Raw genomic sequence first — 15533 nt, forward strand, 5'->3', positions numbered from 1 at the left:
CCGCACCCCGCTTATGCGTTGTGCTGAGTAGCGACGATGAGGTCAGGCGTGGGCCCTGAACGTCCGGACACAATCCGGAATCAACTCGCCCGGTCGACGGCACTCGATCCCCGGCAGCGCCGCGGACGGGTAGCCTCCAGCCCGACTTCGACCACCGCCAGCAAAGGTTCAGGTAGTTGAGAATTGCATCCCGGGCACGGGCTCCCCGCCGCACCGTGACGGTCGCCGCCGCGATCACCGCCATCGGCTTGATCCTCCAGCTCACGCCCGCCGCGAACGCCGTGCCCGCCGCGGGACCGGTGCCGAACGCGCCCGCGAATTTCGGCCTGCCCGCCGGTTATCAGCCCACGCCGGAGCGCTACGGCATCGCCTACGAACTGGGACATATCGTCCCACTTTCGGACGGCACCCAATTGCAGACCGAGGTGCGCTACCCGACCGATCCCGCCACCGGAGCGCGCGCCGCGGGCGAGTTCCCGGTCGTCGTCAACTTCACTACCTACGGCGCGCTGTCGAGCGCACTGACGGCCGCGGTGACCAGCGTGATCGACACACTGCACATCCCGCTGCCCGACCAGCTGAAGGACGCGCGCCGAATCATCAACCAGGCCACCAGCGCTCAGGACATGCTGGTCCGGCGCGGCTACATCGAGGTGATCGCCGACGTGCGCGGCACCGGCGGATCGACCGGCGCCTGGAACCCTGCCTCCCAGCAGGACGGCCTGGACGGCGCCCAACTGGTCGACTGGGCGGCGAAGCTGCCCGGCTCCAACGGCAAGGTCGGCATGTTCGGGTACTCGTTCCCGGCGCTGTCCGCATTGCGCACGGCCGAATCCGTTTCGCCCGGTTCGCCGTTGAAGGCGATTGTGCCGATGGCCATGCCCAACAACATCTTCAACGAGGTGCTCGGCCACGACGGCATGATGAGCCCGATCCTGCTCACCGCCATCTCGGTGCTGGTGCCGTACCTGAGCTTGATCGGCCCGTTCATGACGGCGGTGGTCTCGCCGCAGCTGTTCATCAAGACCCTGGTCGATCATTTGCAGGCGGTGGTGTCCTCGGACAGCACGATCAAGCTGCTGCTCGAGGCGTACGCGGGCGGCCCACTGGCCTACGACGGCCAGTGGTGGCAGGACCGCCGGTTCGAGACCGATCTGCACAAGGTCGTCGAGAACGACATCGCCATGTACCAGGTCGGTGGGCTCTGGGATCTGTACCAGGAAGGCCCGTGGCGCAACTACTCCCAGCTGCAGAACCTCGCCGCGGGCAAGGACCAGTTCGCGCCGATGGCGCCGGGGCAGCCCACCGACGGACGGTTCCAGCTGCTGATGGGCCCGTGGTACCACGTCGGCCTCGGCTTCGGGCCCGGCTCGCGGCTGGACACCGACATGATCACGGTGGCCTGGTTCGACCGCTGGCTCAAGGACATTCCGAACGGAATCGACAAAACCGACAAACCGCTGCACGTGATCGATCCGAACAACATGGCGGTCGCGACCGCGCGATATCCGTTCGAGCAGGCGGGGATTCAGCAGCGGTACTTCGACGGTGATCGACTGGTCGCGCAGCCGCCCGCGGTCGAGGACGCGTCGGATCGGCTGGATTACACCGGCATCGACACCATCTGCAACCGGCAGAGCCTCGGCCAGTACAGCGCGGGCCTGTTCGATTTCCTGTTCCGCCTGTTCAACGCCTACAACCCGTGCACGGAGTGGGTGCAGGAACCGGTGGCCGGACGCCGCTACACGATGGACCCGGTGACCGAGCCGACCGTGCTGGCCGGACCCAGCAGCGTCACCCTCTACGCGTCCTCTACCAGCAACGATGCCGCCTTCCAGGTCTGGCTCGACGATGTCGCGCCGGACGGTTCGGCGGTCAACATCACCGGCGGCTCCCAGTTGGCCAGCCAGCGCACGTTGAACGACGAAAAGACTTGGCGCGCAACGGATGGCACGATCTACGCGCCGGAACACGTCATCCGCAAGGATGCCGAACAGCTGTTGACGCCCGGCGAGGTGACCAAACTGGAAGTCAAGATCCGCCCCACCTTCTACCGATTGGAGCCGGGACACGCCCTGCGCCTTCGCATCACCAGCGGCACGTTCCCGTCGACCATACCGATTCCGACTGATTTGCCGCGGTTGCTCGGTTCGTCCCAGCAGATCCACCGGGACGCCGCCCGCCCGTCCAGCCTGGTCGTGCCGCTCGCACCGGCATCCGCCTTCGGCGGCTGAGACAGCAGGGGCGCCCGCGCCGGAAAGATCCGACTCAGGTGTGTCTCAGGTCACGTTTAGCGCTCCTTAAGCGTCAGGACCTGTAAAGATCATGCAAACCTGGGATGAATTCCAGGTGCATTGAGACACACTGTCCGGCAATCTATCAGCTACCTGAACATTAAGCATTTCACATTGTCGCTGGCAGCGGCGTTGCACTGGCCCATTGCATGGCCCGCAACGCCGTTGTCCGCGTTCGGGGGGCAAATACCGGTGATCGAGCTCACCGTCACATTCACCGAGAATTTCTTCTACAGTTTCTCTCGTTCCGGTTCGACGATGACGTCCCGGGACCGGTTCCGACAAAGTTTCTCGGATGCAGGCCGATATTCTTGTCACTATTCGGATCGGCAATTCCCTTACCGCGCATGGGAATTACCGATGGGCAGCTGAAGGTGTGTCATGGAATTCATCGAACTGGCCGACTACCCGTTGCCGAGCGGCCGTGTGATCGAGTGGCTCCCGACTGCCACTTCACACTGGGCCGACTGGCCACGAGATACTCGCGCCGTTTCTTATAACCACGAGCATCATCTTCGAGATGCGGTGGAGCACAGTCGAATACGAGACCGTCGCCACTACTGGCTCGGACACGCGTTCCGCATCGACGGACCGCTGGATCCGCAGGCCTGGCGTAGCGCCTTCGATGCCTGGATCGACCGGCACGAAGGACTGCGCTCGCATGTCGCCATCGAGGGCGGCAAGCCGGCCAGGTACACCCTGCCGCCCGGTGAGATCCGGGTGCAGCCGGTCGACGCGGGCGCGCCCACCTCGACCATGGCGACATACCGCCTGGTCCACGGCCTGCTCGACGACGGCACCTCACCGCTGCGGTGGCCGTCCTACGTCTGCGTGACCATTGCCGGTCGCGACGGCTTCACCGTGGTATTCGCGGCCGACCATTCGATCATGGACGGCTACTCGACCATCTCCACCGGTGGCGAGCTGCACGCGCTCTACAACGCGGCTCGCGCGGGCGAAACGGCACAGCTGGTCGAGACCGGCAGCTACGTCGACTTCTCCCAGGACGAGCGCGTCCGCGCCGCCACGGCCACCGCGGACAACCCCGCGGTGGAGACCTGGCGCACGTTCTTTCCGGAGAACACCGAGAACGACCTGCCCTGCGGCACGCTCAGCAAGGTCGCCGCGGCACCGATCGAGCTCAACGGTCCCGCGGAGGCGCCGACGCGGCGGGTGGCGCAGCGCAACCTGTCGGTGGAGGTGCTCGACGCCGACGCGGCCGATGCCGCGTCGGTGGTCGCCAGGGAACACGGTCAGGGCTTGTTCGCCGCCCTGCTCGCCGCGTTCGCGGTGACGACCACCGAACTCGGTGCGGGACGGGATTTCCGCACAGTGATCCCGCTGCATACCCGTACCGAGCCACAGTGGGTTGACACCCTCGGCTGGTTCGTCGGGCTCGCGCCGTTCCAGCTGGATTGCGGTCCGGCCCGCAATCTGTCCGACCTCATCACCCCGGCGGGCGAGGAGCTGCGGCGCACCCGCAGCGCGGCAACGGTGCCGTTCGCCAGGGTCTGCGAGCTGCTCGGCACTCGGCCGCGCATCTCGTTCATGGTGTCCTACATGGATGTTCGGGCGGCAGCGTCCGCCGCCACCTGGGCCGATACCGACACCCGGTGGCTGCGCAGCCGCAATGTGTCCGCCGACGAGTTCTTCTTCTGGTTCCTTCGCACGCCACACGGCGTGACGCTCAACATGCGCTACCCCGGCACCACCAAGGCGACGCGCGATATCCACCGCCATGTCCTGCGCATGCGCGATCTGCTCGCCGAGTTCACCCGCTATGGAGACGCCCGAATCCGTCCGATCGAAGGAGCGCCGCTGTCATGGAGATGACCCTCACCGAAGACTGGTTGCCGAAGCCGGGCGTGCTGCTGGAATTCACTCCCACCGCGGCCAGCCGGGCGGCCACCGCGGCGGCCACGCCGTCCGACGCGCCCGCGACCTACGTGCAGGAGTCGCACATCCGCCGCTGGGCCGCGCGCAGGCATACCGCGGATCCGCTCGCGTCCGAGCTGTCGCTGTGCTTCTCCGTCGCCAGCCCGCTGGACGCGGACGCGCTGCGGCGCGCCTTCACCACGTTCCTGCAGCGTCACGAAAGCTTGCGGTCGTGGTTCGAGCTAGACGAGTCCGCAGGCAAGTTCGCGCTCACCCGCTACCTGCTCGAACCCGGCGCTGTCGAGCTGGAGACGACGACCGTCGGCGCCTTCGACTCCGGCGAGGAACTGCGCGACCTGCTGGTCGAGAAGTTCCATGCCAGTGCCGAGCCGATCAAGTGGCCGGCGTTCCTCTGCGGCGCCATCGATCACGGCGCCGACGGCTTCACCCTGGTCTACAACACCGACCACGCGTTCAGCGACGGCCTGTCGCTGGTCACCGCGATCTTCGAATTGCACGCCCTCTACACGGCCTACTCGACCGGTCAGGAGCCCGTGCTGCTCCCGGTGGGCAGCTACGTGGAGTTCGCGCGGAACGAGCGGGCCGCGGTGGCCGCCAATCCGCCCGAACTGGACAAGCTCGCCACCCTGATCGCCGACAGCCTGGACAAGGTGCGGCCGCTGCCGATCGACCTCGGACTCGCCCCCGGTGAGCTCGCCGACAGCAGGGGAACCAAGGTCGATCTGCTCGATGCCGCCGAATGCGAGGCGTTCTCGGAGGCGTGCAAGGCCGCGGGTGGTTCGTTCTCGGCGGGCCTGTTCGCCGCGATCGCCCTGGCCGAGCTCGAATTCGCCGGGCGCACCCACTATCTCGGCCTCAATGTGGTCGGCACCAGGCAGGAGCCGCAGTATCAGCTCGCACAGGGTTGGTTCATCAACCTGCTGCCGATCTCGTTCGAGGTCGACCCGACCGACCACTTCACCGATCTCATCGGCCGCGCCGGTGTCGCGCTCGACTGGGTGAAACCCCTGGCGAGCGTGCCGATTCACGCCGCACTGGAGCGGGCCGCCGAGCTGACCGGCGCATCGGTGCCCGCCACGACGGACTGGCCTTGGGTGTCGTACATGGATGTGCGCGCGATTTCCGGTGCGGCACTGGAGAACGCGCTGCCCAACGTGCACGGGATCAACGGTCTCGGCTCCCGCGCCCGGATGGGCCAGACCTCGCCCATGTGGTTCAGCCGGGAGCTGGACCGCCTGCACGTCAGCATGATGTTCCCGGACACCCCGGCCGCGGCGACATCGGCGGCGGCCTATCTGGATTCGATCCGCACCGCCCTGCGCGCCATCGCCACCACCGGCGAGTACACCGCGACCACACCGGATTTCGCGAGGTCATAATGCAGCTGCTGTTTCTCGACCAGCTGAGCGCGCCGCCGGGCACCCTGCTCGAGTGGACCGCGCTCGCCGAGCCCGGCCCCACGCCGGACGCGACGCCCCCCTCCGCCAACCAGTCCATCCATCTGTCCTCGGCCGGACCGACCACCTGGCTCGCCGCCACCTTCGACGTGGCCGGTCCGATCGACGAATCCGCACTGCAGACGGCGTTCTCGGCGTGGCTGCCGCGCCACGACGCGCTGCACTGCAGCTTCGAACCACCGCGGGACGGCAAGCCGCCGTCGGTGCACGTGGTGATGGACACCGACATCCGGCTGGTCCCCCAGCAGGCCGTCGAAACCGCGTCCACCGAGGAGCTGCGCGCGGTGCTCGGCGCGCGGCTCGATCAGGCCTGCTCGCCGTTCAGTTTCGCGCCGTATTTCCTCGGCGCGGTCAGCAGGCCCGAAACGTCCACCATTGTCTGCGGTTTCGACCATGCCGTGTGCGATGCCTGGTCGATCACCATCGCGGTGGCCGAACTGGACGAGCTGTACCGGGCCGCCTGCGAAGACGGCCACGACGGTGCCGTCGCGGCCGCCGACCGGCTGCCCGAACCGGGCAGTTTCCTGTCCTATTCGACCCGGGAAGCCGCCATTCCGGCGGCGGCCACCGGCCCGCTGATTCGTGCGTGGCGTGACTTCTTGCACGCCGCGGGCAACGATCTGCCGCACTTCCCGCTCGATCTGGGCCTGCCCGCCGGGTCGGTGGCCCCGTTCGGCAGCGATGTGCGGTTGCTGCTCGGCGCCATGGCCACCGATGCGCTGCACCGCAAGTCGCGGGCGGACGGATATTCGATGTTCGCGGCGCTGCTCGCTGCGGTGGCGATGGCCGCGGCCGAGCTCGGCGGGCGCACCGGGACCGACCTGGTGTTCCCGGTGCATACCCGGCGAGAGCCGCGGCACCACAACACCTTCGGCTGGCTGGTGTCGAACGCGCCGGCGCATGTGCCGGTGGCGCACGACTTCTGCGCCACCGCGCAGGCCGCCGACGACGCGGTCCGGGCAGGACAGCGCTTGGCGCAGGTCCCGGCGAACCGGGTACTCGCCGCGATGGGCAGCGACCTGAAGCGGACGAGGCAGGATCTGTTCAGCGTCTCCTACACCGACTACCGGCGACTACCCGGCGGTTCGCGCAGCGACACCACCCGCACGGTGCCCCGAAATCCGGCCCAGCTCAGCCGCTGCGCGCCGTTGGACGACGTGCAGATGTGGTTCACCCGCACCGACGACGGGCTCGCGCTGCGCACCCGTTTCCCCGCGACACCCACCGCCGGGCCGTTGATCGCCGAGTTCCTCGACAAGGTCGCCGCGACCTTGTCCACCGCGATCTCGGTTCGGGTATGAAGACTCCTCGACCATCCACAAAGCACAACTGCGCTTCAGCCCGACCCGTTAGGCTCAGCGCAGGAACCAGCGAGAGATTTCTCGTGAAAGCCGGGAGCGTCCGAAGATGAAGGCTCTGGTCAGCAACGACTTCTCGACGTCACCGGACGCCGAAGCCCCCGACGGACCGCAGTGGCAGGGCAGCGCACTACTGCGGCCGGGCATCCTGGCCTTCGCCGGGGAAATCCTGCCGACGGAACTCCATGCCCACCACGCCGTGCAGGTCGTCGCCGCCTGCACCCCCGTAGTCATCGTGGACGGTAGCGGGGTGCGGCGGCAGGGCACGCACATCATCGTGCCCACCGACGCGCCGCACCGGGTCTGTGTCGGCGCCACGCACGGCATCGCCGTCTACCTCGACCCGGAAACCGTCGCCGGTGCGGCCGCCGACCGGCGGGCGCACCTGCACGGCTGGGCGCAGCCGCTAAGTGTCGATCCGGCAGACGCGCCCGGCGTCGATCGAACACACACGCCCGGCGTCGATCGAACACACACGCCCGGCGTCGATCGAACACAGCGCCAACTCGCCGGGCACGTGGCCGACGTCCTCGCGGATCTCCTGCGGGACAACGCGGCACCGTCCACCGACGATCGGCAGGGTGTGGTGGCCGCGGCCTTGCAGTTGCTGCCCGACCTGGTCCGGGACGGCTCGGTCCGCGGCTCGGATGTGGCACGCCAACTGGGCATTTCGGCGACCCGGCTCACCCACCTGTTCACCGAACAGGTGGGCATTCCGTTGCGCCGCTACATCCTCTGGCTACGTCTGCACATCGCGATGACGCGGGTGATGGCGGGCGACGATGTGACCACCGCGGCCGCCGCGGCCGGTTTCACCGACAGCGCCCACCTGACCCGCACCTGTCGGCGCACCTTCGGGCTGCCGCCGTCGATGATGAGCCGCGAGGTCGACTGGGATATCGGACTCTGAGCTGACAGGACGTATGCTCGGAGGATGATCACGCGCGCTCGGCTGATGACGTATGCGGTTGTCGCATTCGTCCTGCCCGCGCTCGTGCTGTTCGCGATACCGGCCGGTGAGCCGGGATCGGTGGCCGTCGTCGGCATGGTCGCGGCGTCGCTGTTCGTCGCGTTCGCCACGCTGCACACCGCCGCCGGTCTGCCGCTCCCCCAGGTCGGTTCGGGTCCGCCGCCGTCCGCGCAACGGCGCCGACGTGGCTCTTTCCTGCGCCAGAGCAATCCCGACACCCCCGGGCGTCCACGCCCACGAGCACCAGGGTTCGCGACCGCCTGACGTCCACTCCGCAGCTGCTGCGGGGTGCCGTCGGCGTTGTCGTCGAACCCTTCCGTTCTCGTGCGCGCACGCACGCCCACAGTCAGGTGCTCTCATGCTCGACTTCGTCTACTACCCCGTGTCCGCCATTCTCTGGCTCTGGCACTACGCCTTCGCCGCCGTCCTCGGACCCGCCAGTGCACTCGCCTGGGTGCTTTCGGTGGCTTTTCTCGTCCTCACTCTTCGCGCTGCCCTTTTTGTGCCATTTCTAAAGCAGGCTCGCACGCAAGCGATTGTTAAAAAATTGCAGCCGAAGGTCGCTGGGTTGAAACAAAAATACGCAAACGATCGTCGCCGCCAGGCGACCGAGCTACAGAAATTGTATAAAGACAATGGCATCAATAGCTTCGCGACACTGATTCCGCTCATCGGTCAGCTATTTGTCTTCGCCGGGTTGTTCCATGTGCTGCGCTCGTTCGACCGCACCGCCGCACTCGGACACCTGCCGTTCCAGGCAATCGCGACACCGATGACACCCGAGCAAAACGCCGCGACACCCAATTACGTGTTCGGCGCCACCGATGTCCAGTCGTTCCTACAGGCGAAAATCTTCGGTGCACCGCTGTCGGCCACCGTCGCGGGCGCTGGCGACCTGCTGGCAACGGTGGCCGTCATCGCCATCCCGTTGACCTTGATCGCCGCTGTAGCAACACATTTCACCGCCCGGGCGTCACTGTCCCGGCAGGACACCCCCACCCAGTTCGCCTTCATGCGCCCGCTCACCCTGTGGGCGTTCCCGGCGGCTGCCCTCGTCGGCGGCGCCCTACTCCCGGTGGCGATCCTGCTCTACTTCGTCACCAACAACGCCTGGACCCTGGCCCAACAACACTTCGTCTACCACCGTCTCGACGCCGAAGCCGCCGCCGAAGCACAACGCACGGCCGCCGTCCGCGCGGCATCGGCCCCGAAACCCGGCGCCAAGCCGGTCCGCCGCCGCTAGCGGTTGACGGCGGCGTCAACCCGCTTCACATGGTGTCGAGTGCCTTGCCGAGGTTTCGGACGACGGTGGGCCAGCCGCTGCCCATGATGCTGCGGGACAGCTGCTGGACCGGGTCGTCGGGGTCGAAGCCGCTGTGCCGCAACAGGACCCGGGTGCCGCAGCCTTCCGGGTGCAGGGTCCAGGTGATCCGCCAGTCGGCGGGGTGGGCGGCGGTGGCATCGGCCCAACTGATCTGTAGCCGCTCGGCCTCCGCATCGGCCCTACTCGCGCACAGGCCGGGCTTCGACGTAGTACTCGGCCGACAATGCCTTCAGCCACGGGCGGACGAGCGGTGGCGCCCACTGCACCGACGGGTCGTGCCGCACCGCGGGATCGCCAAGTTCGATTGCGTGACCGCGCGTATGCAGAATGAAACTGCCTGCGGCACAGATGTTTTTAACCCAGTCGGCATTGCGACCGTAGGTCAGCGAGATGCGGTATACGCCATCGCGTTCGAACACGGCGACCGGAGTTCGATAGTCCCGCCCGGACTTTCGGCCCTTGTGCCGCAAGATGGCGAAGCCGGGAGCACGACCCGCGAACAGGCCCGCCGCGGGATTGGTGGCATGCCGGTTGAATTTCGCCAGTGCGCGGGGAAGCACCATCGGCGCGGTCCTCTCTCGAGATGGCGTGCTGAGCTCACGTTACCCTCGAGCGGTGTCAGCGCAGCCGGAACGTGTCCAGCAGAAGTCCGAGATGATCGCCGTCTACGACGCGGCCGGTCGAGTGGTCGGCGCGGCCGATCGGGCCGCGGTCTACCGCGACGGATTGTGGCACGCCAGTGCCGGTGTGCTGGTCCGATCCGGCGACGGCGAGCGGATCTACGTGCACCGCCGCACCGACACCAAGATGGTCTTCGCGGGCATGCACGACTGCCTGGCAGGCGGCGTGGTCGGCCCGGGGGAATCCCCGAGGAAGACGGCCTTGCGCGAACTCGCCGAAGAACTCGGCATCACGCTCACCGGCGCCGATCCGGCACCCCGGCCGGTGGCCGAAGTCGCGTGGGATGGCGAATGGCAGGGCAAACCCATGCGCTGCCACCTGTTCGGCTACGAACTGCGCTACGACGGCCCGATCCGCCACCAGCCGGAGGAGATCGTCGACGGCTGGTGGTGGACCGACGCGGAACTGCGCGCCCACCTCGCCGACCCGGACTGGCCGTTCGTGCCGGACACCCGGGTGCTCGTCGACGATCTGCTCACCTGAGCGCGCTACGCGCGAGCCCTCGGCTTACTCGGCGACGCGATCAGGCCGCGCTGCCGCTGCCTGCCTGCAGCATGGTGGTGAAGATACTGACGACGACATCGAACAGTTCCATGGTTCTCCATTTGTCGGGTATCGATGGGGCACCGGAACTTTGACGACCGGCATCGATCCTCGCCGCGCCGGTTTTACCCGGAGGAGGCTACCGAACTGGCCCAGGCGGCGAAAGCGCCGGGGTTCCTGGTTTGCAGCAGCACCCGGCCGGGCCCGACGAAGTCGAACACGAAGCCCTCACCGGACTTCAGCGACTGGATGGATCGGCCGGACACCGCGCGCCGGATGGCGAAGTTCATCGCGAGGTCGTATGCCACGACATGCCCGGTGTCGATGGTGATCGGCTCCCCCGGCTGCAGATCGATGACGTCGATGGCGCCGAATACGCCGACGACGATCTCGCCCTCGCCGTGCGCGCGCAGGCCGAAGCCGCCCTCGCCGCCGAACAGGTTCGCCAAGCCGCCCCACTTGCTTTCTATTTGCACCCCATGCGAATTCGCGATCCAACCGCCGCGGCTGATGAAGAACGGCCGGTCCTGGGTGATCTGCAGATTGAGCATGTCGCCGGGCAGCGCGGGCGCCACATCCACCCAGCCGCCTTGCTGCGGCGCGGTGAAGGTGGAGACGAAGAACGATTCACCGGCGAGCACCGACCGCTTCAAGCCGGCCAGGATGCCGCCTTCGGCCTTGGCCGCCAACGTGACTCCGGCCGAGTGGGCGACCATGGCGCCGCTCTCGACGCGCATCGGCTCGCCGCCCGCGAGGAAGCACCGCGCGATGGTCGAGGCCGGATTGTGGCGCAGTTGTACCTTCATATTCGCCGACCCTACCGCCTGATTCGAGGCGGTAGGACGGCACGGCGACGCCAGTTGTCAGGGGTAGGTGATCACCTCCCAGGTTTGCATGGTGAAGGGCAGATCACACGCTGTTTCCGAGTGCCATCCGCCGAAAGCCGGGTTGCCCCAACGCTCATAGCTACTGAACCAAGCCCACCACGCCCAGCAGGTGATGCGGACCTGATGCCAGACCGGCGCTCCGCATTGCGAATACGCGCCGGTGCCCGCCACCGGATTCACCGAACAGTGCGGCGCGGGCTGTGCCTGCGCGGGAGCCGCGCTCAGCACCGTGGACGCACCGATCAGGGTGGCGGCGGACACGCCGACCACCATCCTCTTCATGACCGAGTTCATGACGACCTCCAACCGCGTGGGGTTGCGACGCCCCGACCCGTTGACAGGCTCCACGCTCTAATCGATCGGGACACCGAGTCCCGCTGACGTGATCTACATCACTAATCGATCGTCCGATGTTACGGGTTCCCGATCCGGCACCGGGTGGGCCGACCGAGGGTCAGCCGAGCGACCGCAGCGCGGCATCGTCGCGCGCGACCACCGCGCCGCCGTCCGCGGTCAACACGATGGGCCGCTGGATCAGCTTCGGATGCTCGGCCAGCGCCTCGATCCACCGGTCCCGGTCGGCGGGCGTGCGGCCCCACCCGGACATCCCGAGGTCCTTGGCGATCCGCTCACCGGTGCGGGTGATGTCCCACGGTTCGGCGCCGAGCCGGTGCAGCACGGTACGCAGTTCCGCGGCGGTCGGCGGCTCGTCGAGATAGCGGCGCACCGAGTACTCGATGCCCGCCTCGTCCAGGAACGCGGTGGCGTTGCGGCTCTTGGTGCACCGCGGGTTGTGCCAGATCTCGGTCTGCCCAGATGTCATGCGGGCAGGGTACCGAGCGGCGGATCGGCCGCGGCCGACGCGCCCGCGCCGTCCCGGTTTGAGGACCGGCTCGCTGGCTAAACTCGACTCGATGCGTAACCGACTTCGTCCGACCAATGCCCTGGATCGCCGACTCGTAGAGCGCACCGCGCGCTTGCGGCCGTCGCCCGCCGATCAACTGCTGCGTTCGCTGAGCATGAGCGCGAACCACAGCCGCCTCTGGATGGCGGTCGCCGCAGGCCTTTTCGTGGCAGGCGGTCGCGCGCAGCGGCGTGGCGCGGTGCGCGGTCTCGCCGCGGTGAGCCTGGCGAGTGGGCTGGCCAACGGTGTGGCCAAACCGCTTTTCCCGCGTCGCCGACCGCCGGCCAAGGCGGTGCCGCTGATGCGGCGGCTGGTCAAACCACCCGTGTCCTCCTCGTTCCCATCCGGCCATGCCGCATCGGCGGCGGCGTTCACCACCGCGGTGGCGCTGGAGTCCCCGGCGACGGCCGCGGCCATCGCGCCGGTCGCACTGGCGGTCGCCTATTCGCGGGTGCACATCGGCGTGCACTGGCCCTCCGATGTGGTGGTGGGGGCCGCGCTTGGTTCCGGCGTCGCGCTGGGGACCCGGCGCTGGTGGGCGGTGCGCGATGATGAACCCGCCACGCTCGGGGCCGCGAAGCTGACCGATCCGCTGCCGGACGGGCGCGGACTGCTGCTGGTGGTCAACCCGTCCTCGGGCAGTGGCGAAGGCATTGAACAGCTGGCCACCTTGCGAGGCAGGCTGCCCGCGGCGCAAATCCTCGAGCTCGATGATTCGCTCGAGCTCAGCGCCGAGATCGACGCGCGCGTGCGCCGGGACGATATCGTGGCTCTCGGTGTGCTCGGCGGTGACGGAACGGTGTCGGGTGTCGCGGAAGCCGCTGTGCGGCAAAATCTTCCGTTGGCAGTGTTCGCGGGTGGGACGCTCAATCACTTCGCGCGCGATATCGGCGTCGAGGAGCCAGGAACGACCTTCGCCGCGCTCGATTCGGGCCAGCTGGTGCTGGTCGACACCGCCCTCGTGCGGCTGGACGGCACGGAGGAGCGCGTCTTCGTCAATACGGCCAGCCTCGGCGGCTACCCGGACTTCGTCCGGCTGCGGGAACGGTGGGAGCGGCGGGTGGGCAAGTGGCCTGCGGCGGGACTTGCCATGCTGTGCGTGCTGTTTCGCGCGCAACCGCTGCGCGCGATGATCGACGGCGAACGCGCCGATCTGTGGATGCTGTTCGTCGGCAATGGCGCGTACCACCCGGCGGACCAGATCCCGATGTCGCGTCCCCGGCTGCACGACGGGACCCTCGACATCCGGTATCTGCGTGCGGACCTTCGCTTTTCGCGCACCCGGCTGATCTGGGCCACCTTCACCGGGACGCTGGACCGTTCGGCGACCTACGTGCATCGGCGCGTCGCGCAGCTCGGCGTCCAGGTCGACGGCGCCCCCGTCTCACTTGCCACCGATGGCGAGGTGAACCACCAGGCAATGACCTTGGACTTCGCCAGCCAGCCCGCCGCGCTGGCCGTCTTCCGATCGCTGCCGGACGAGACCGAGTGACCGGTCAGCCGGTGAATCCGCCGCTCGGGTCGGTGTAGCGGGCCTCCTCGACATCGTGCAGCAACGCGGCCGCGGCCTGCGCGAACTGGTACATGGCGGCGACCGCCGCGTTCTCCTCCGGACTGGTCGACCACGGGTCTTCGACGGTCATCGACATTCTCCGATCATCGGACGGCAGTGGGGATTCGGGTGTGGTGGTCGGTGCGGCGCTGATAGGCGTCACCGGCGCGCAGGACGGCCGCCTCGGCGAAGTGCCTGCCGGAGATCGACATCGACAGCGGGGTGTGCGTGCTGGACAGGCCGATGGGCACGGCAAGCGTGGGATTACCCAGCGGACTCCAGTACATGGTGTGCAGGGAGTCGAGAAAGGTCAGCGGCTGTAGCTGATCGAAGGAGTCGAGCGCGGGCGCACTCAGATGGCAGGTGGGCGTGACGACCAGGTCGACCTGGCCGAGTAGTTCCGCCATCCGCTCCTTGGCGAGCCGCCGGACTCGTTGCGCCTGAACGTAATCCGCACCGGTGACCGCTGCGCCACCGGCCAGGAGTATGCGGGTGGCCTGACCGTAGTCCGACCACTGGGCACGCAGGGTGCGCCGGTGGTAGGCGTGCGCTTCGGCGAGCATCACCACGGCGAGAACGGCGTTCACCTCGGGGTACATCGGCAGCTCCACCGGGACGATGCTGGCCCCGGCCTCCCGGAGAACATCGATTGCCGCCGTAAACCGTTGTTGCTGGAGGGGATCGATGCCCACGCCGGCGTACCGGTCCAGATTGTCGACGCCGATGGTGATCCCCCGCAGGTCGCCGGTGAGTGCGCCGACGTAGTCGTCGATCGGCACGCGGGCACTGTACGGGTCCGTGTCATCGGGTCCGGCGAGCACCGAGAGCAGCAGGGCACAGTCGGCCGCGCTGCGGGCGATCGGCCCGACATGGTCGAGGGTGTAACCCAGTGGCACCACACCGGATTTCGGCACCCGGCCGAAGGTCGGCTTCAGGCCGGTGGTTCCGGTGTGCGCGGCGGGCATTCGAATGCTGCCGCCGGTATCGGTGCCGATCGCGCCGAGGAACATGCCTGCCGCGACGCCGCTTGCCGATCCGGAGCTCGATCCGCCCGCCCAGCGTGCCGGATCCCACGGATTGCGCGGCACCGGAAAGGGCTTGCCCGGGTCCGGAATTCCGATGGCGAACTCCATGGTGGTGGTCTTGCCGGTGACAATGGCACCGGCCTGCTCGAGCCTGCGCACGACGGTGCAATCACCGACCGAGGTGCCCCATGCCGGGTCGAGCACGAGACTTTGCGCCGTGGTCGGGGCGTGCGAGTGGGCGAGAATGTCTTTGACTCCCAGCGGGATTCCGTCCAACGGTGCGAGGGGTAGACCGGCGGCGATCTTGTTGTCCACCGCCTCAGCCTGCGCACGGGCCCGCTCGTCGAACCGGGCCAGGTATACGCCCAGGATGGTGTCGTGCTTGTCGGCGTTGGCCAGGACGCGGTCCACCAGGTCGGTCGCGGTTAGTTCACGGCGGCGCAGCGCGGCTGCTGCCTCGGTCAGGCTGGGCAACGCGGGAGCGGCAGGTGGCGTCATGATTTGCCCCATCAGTCGGCGAGCTGAAAGTCAGCGGCGCAGCGTGTGGATCATGTCGATACGAGGAGCGTGGCCGATCCCCCTGGATCCCCGCCACAGCAGCACCCCGAGCATAGTCGATCGAGCGCAGCGCAGACCATCACG

The 15533-nt window shown here is 67.8% G+C and carries 16 protein-coding genes; 9 read left to right on the forward strand and 7 right to left on the reverse strand.

The window, feature by feature from the left end:
- The first annotated feature begins 176 nt into the window (after positions 1-176).
- The 7 genes from KV110_RS26045 (at position 177) to yidC (ending at position 9218) form a co-directional block, all read left to right on the forward strand.
- Positions 177-2234, forward strand: coding sequence for a CocE/NonD family hydrolase (locus KV110_RS26045; RefSeq protein WP_218469892.1), 2058 nt, complete (start codon positions 177-179; stop codon positions 2232-2234).
- A gap of 441 nt (positions 2235-2675) precedes the next feature.
- The gene (locus KV110_RS26050) at positions 2676-4127 is read left to right on the forward strand and encodes a condensation domain-containing protein (RefSeq protein ID WP_218469893.1); all 1452 of its coding nucleotides are present in this window, start codon (positions 2676-2678) and stop codon (positions 4125-4127) included.
- A complete protein-coding gene (locus KV110_RS26055) occupies positions 4118-5569 on the forward strand; it encodes a condensation domain-containing protein (protein WP_218469894.1) in 1452 nt (483 codons plus the stop codon). Before KV110_RS26050 ends, KV110_RS26055 begins: the two co-directional genes overlap by 10 nt.
- Positions 5569-6948, forward strand: coding sequence for a condensation domain-containing protein (locus KV110_RS26060; protein ID WP_218469895.1), 1380 nt, complete (start codon positions 5569-5571; stop codon positions 6946-6948). Before KV110_RS26055 ends, KV110_RS26060 begins: the two co-directional genes overlap by 1 nt.
- Before the next feature lie 106 nt (positions 6949-7054).
- The gene (locus KV110_RS26065) at positions 7055-7915 is read left to right on the forward strand and encodes a helix-turn-helix domain-containing protein (RefSeq protein ID WP_218469896.1); all 861 of its coding nucleotides are present in this window, start codon (positions 7055-7057) and stop codon (positions 7913-7915) included.
- 24 nt (positions 7916-7939) lie between these two features.
- On the forward strand, positions 7940-8239 hold the full coding sequence (locus KV110_RS26070; RefSeq protein ID WP_218469897.1) for a DUF6412 domain-containing protein: 300 nt from the start codon (positions 7940-7942) through the stop codon (positions 8237-8239).
- A 94-nt stretch (positions 8240-8333) separates the two neighbouring features.
- Entirely contained in the window at positions 8334-9218 is an 885-nt protein-coding gene (gene yidC / locus KV110_RS26075; RefSeq protein ID WP_218469898.1) for a membrane protein insertase YidC, read from the forward strand.
- 25 nt (positions 9219-9243) lie between these two features.
- On the opposite strand, the gene KV110_RS26080 is transcribed toward yidC, so the two are convergent.
- Together KV110_RS26080 and KV110_RS26085 are read right to left on the reverse strand one after the other, a co-directional pair.
- The gene (locus KV110_RS26080) at positions 9244-9492 is read right to left on the reverse strand and encodes an SRPBCC family protein (RefSeq protein ID WP_218478891.1); all 249 of its coding nucleotides are present in this window, start codon (positions 9490-9492) and stop codon (positions 9244-9246) included.
- The gene (locus KV110_RS26085) at positions 9479-9862 is read right to left on the reverse strand and encodes a nitroreductase family deazaflavin-dependent oxidoreductase (protein ID WP_218469899.1); all 384 of its coding nucleotides are present in this window, start codon (positions 9860-9862) and stop codon (positions 9479-9481) included. Before KV110_RS26085 ends, KV110_RS26080 begins: the two co-directional genes overlap by 14 nt.
- Positions 9863-9953: 91 nt before the next feature.
- Here KV110_RS26085 and KV110_RS26090 point away from each other — a divergent pair, with 91 nt between their 5' ends.
- Positions 9954-10463, forward strand: coding sequence for an NUDIX hydrolase (locus tag KV110_RS26090; RefSeq protein WP_218478893.1), 510 nt, complete (start codon positions 9954-9956; stop codon positions 10461-10463).
- 185 nt (positions 10464-10648) lie between these two features.
- Here KV110_RS26090 and KV110_RS26095 read toward each other — a convergent pair whose 3' ends face one another.
- The 3 genes from KV110_RS26095 to KV110_RS26105 form a co-directional block, all read right to left on the reverse strand.
- Positions 10649-11329: a TIGR00266 family protein gene (locus KV110_RS26095; protein WP_218469900.1), complete on the reverse strand. Its 681-nt coding sequence runs from the start codon at positions 11327-11329 to the stop codon at positions 10649-10651.
- Between the two features lie 57 nt (positions 11330-11386).
- On the reverse strand, positions 11387-11704 hold the full coding sequence (locus tag KV110_RS26100) for a hypothetical protein (RefSeq protein ID WP_218469901.1): 318 nt from the start codon (positions 11702-11704) through the stop codon (positions 11387-11389).
- A gap of 160 nt (positions 11705-11864) precedes the next feature.
- Positions 11865-12233 (reverse strand): arsenate reductase family protein, encoded by a 369-nt coding sequence (locus KV110_RS26105; protein WP_218469902.1) that lies wholly within the window; start codon positions 12231-12233, stop codon positions 11865-11867.
- A 91-nt stretch (positions 12234-12324) separates the two neighbouring features.
- On the opposite strand from KV110_RS26105, the gene KV110_RS26110 reads away from it, so the two are divergent.
- Positions 12325-13806, forward strand: coding sequence for a bifunctional phosphatase PAP2/diacylglycerol kinase family protein (locus tag KV110_RS26110; RefSeq protein WP_218469903.1), 1482 nt, complete (start codon positions 12325-12327; stop codon positions 13804-13806).
- Between the two features lie 4 nt (positions 13807-13810).
- On the opposite strand, the gene KV110_RS26115 is transcribed toward KV110_RS26110, so the two are convergent.
- Positions 13811-13957 carry a hypothetical protein gene (locus KV110_RS26115; protein ID WP_218469904.1) on the reverse strand — a complete coding sequence of 49 codons (147 nt, stop codon included), beginning with the start codon at positions 13955-13957 and terminating at the stop codon, positions 13811-13813.
- A gap of 13 nt (positions 13958-13970) precedes the next feature.
- Complete coding sequence (locus tag KV110_RS26120) at positions 13971-15389, reverse strand: amidase (protein WP_218469905.1); 1419 nt, start codon at positions 15387-15389, stop codon at positions 13971-13973.
- Between the last annotated feature and the right edge of the window lie 144 nt (positions 15390-15533).

Origin of the sequence: Nocardia iowensis (genome assembly GCF_019222765.1) — a bacterium.
In the GTDB taxonomy this organism is placed as follows: domain Bacteria; phylum Actinomycetota; class Actinomycetes; order Mycobacteriales; family Mycobacteriaceae; genus Nocardia; species Nocardia iowensis.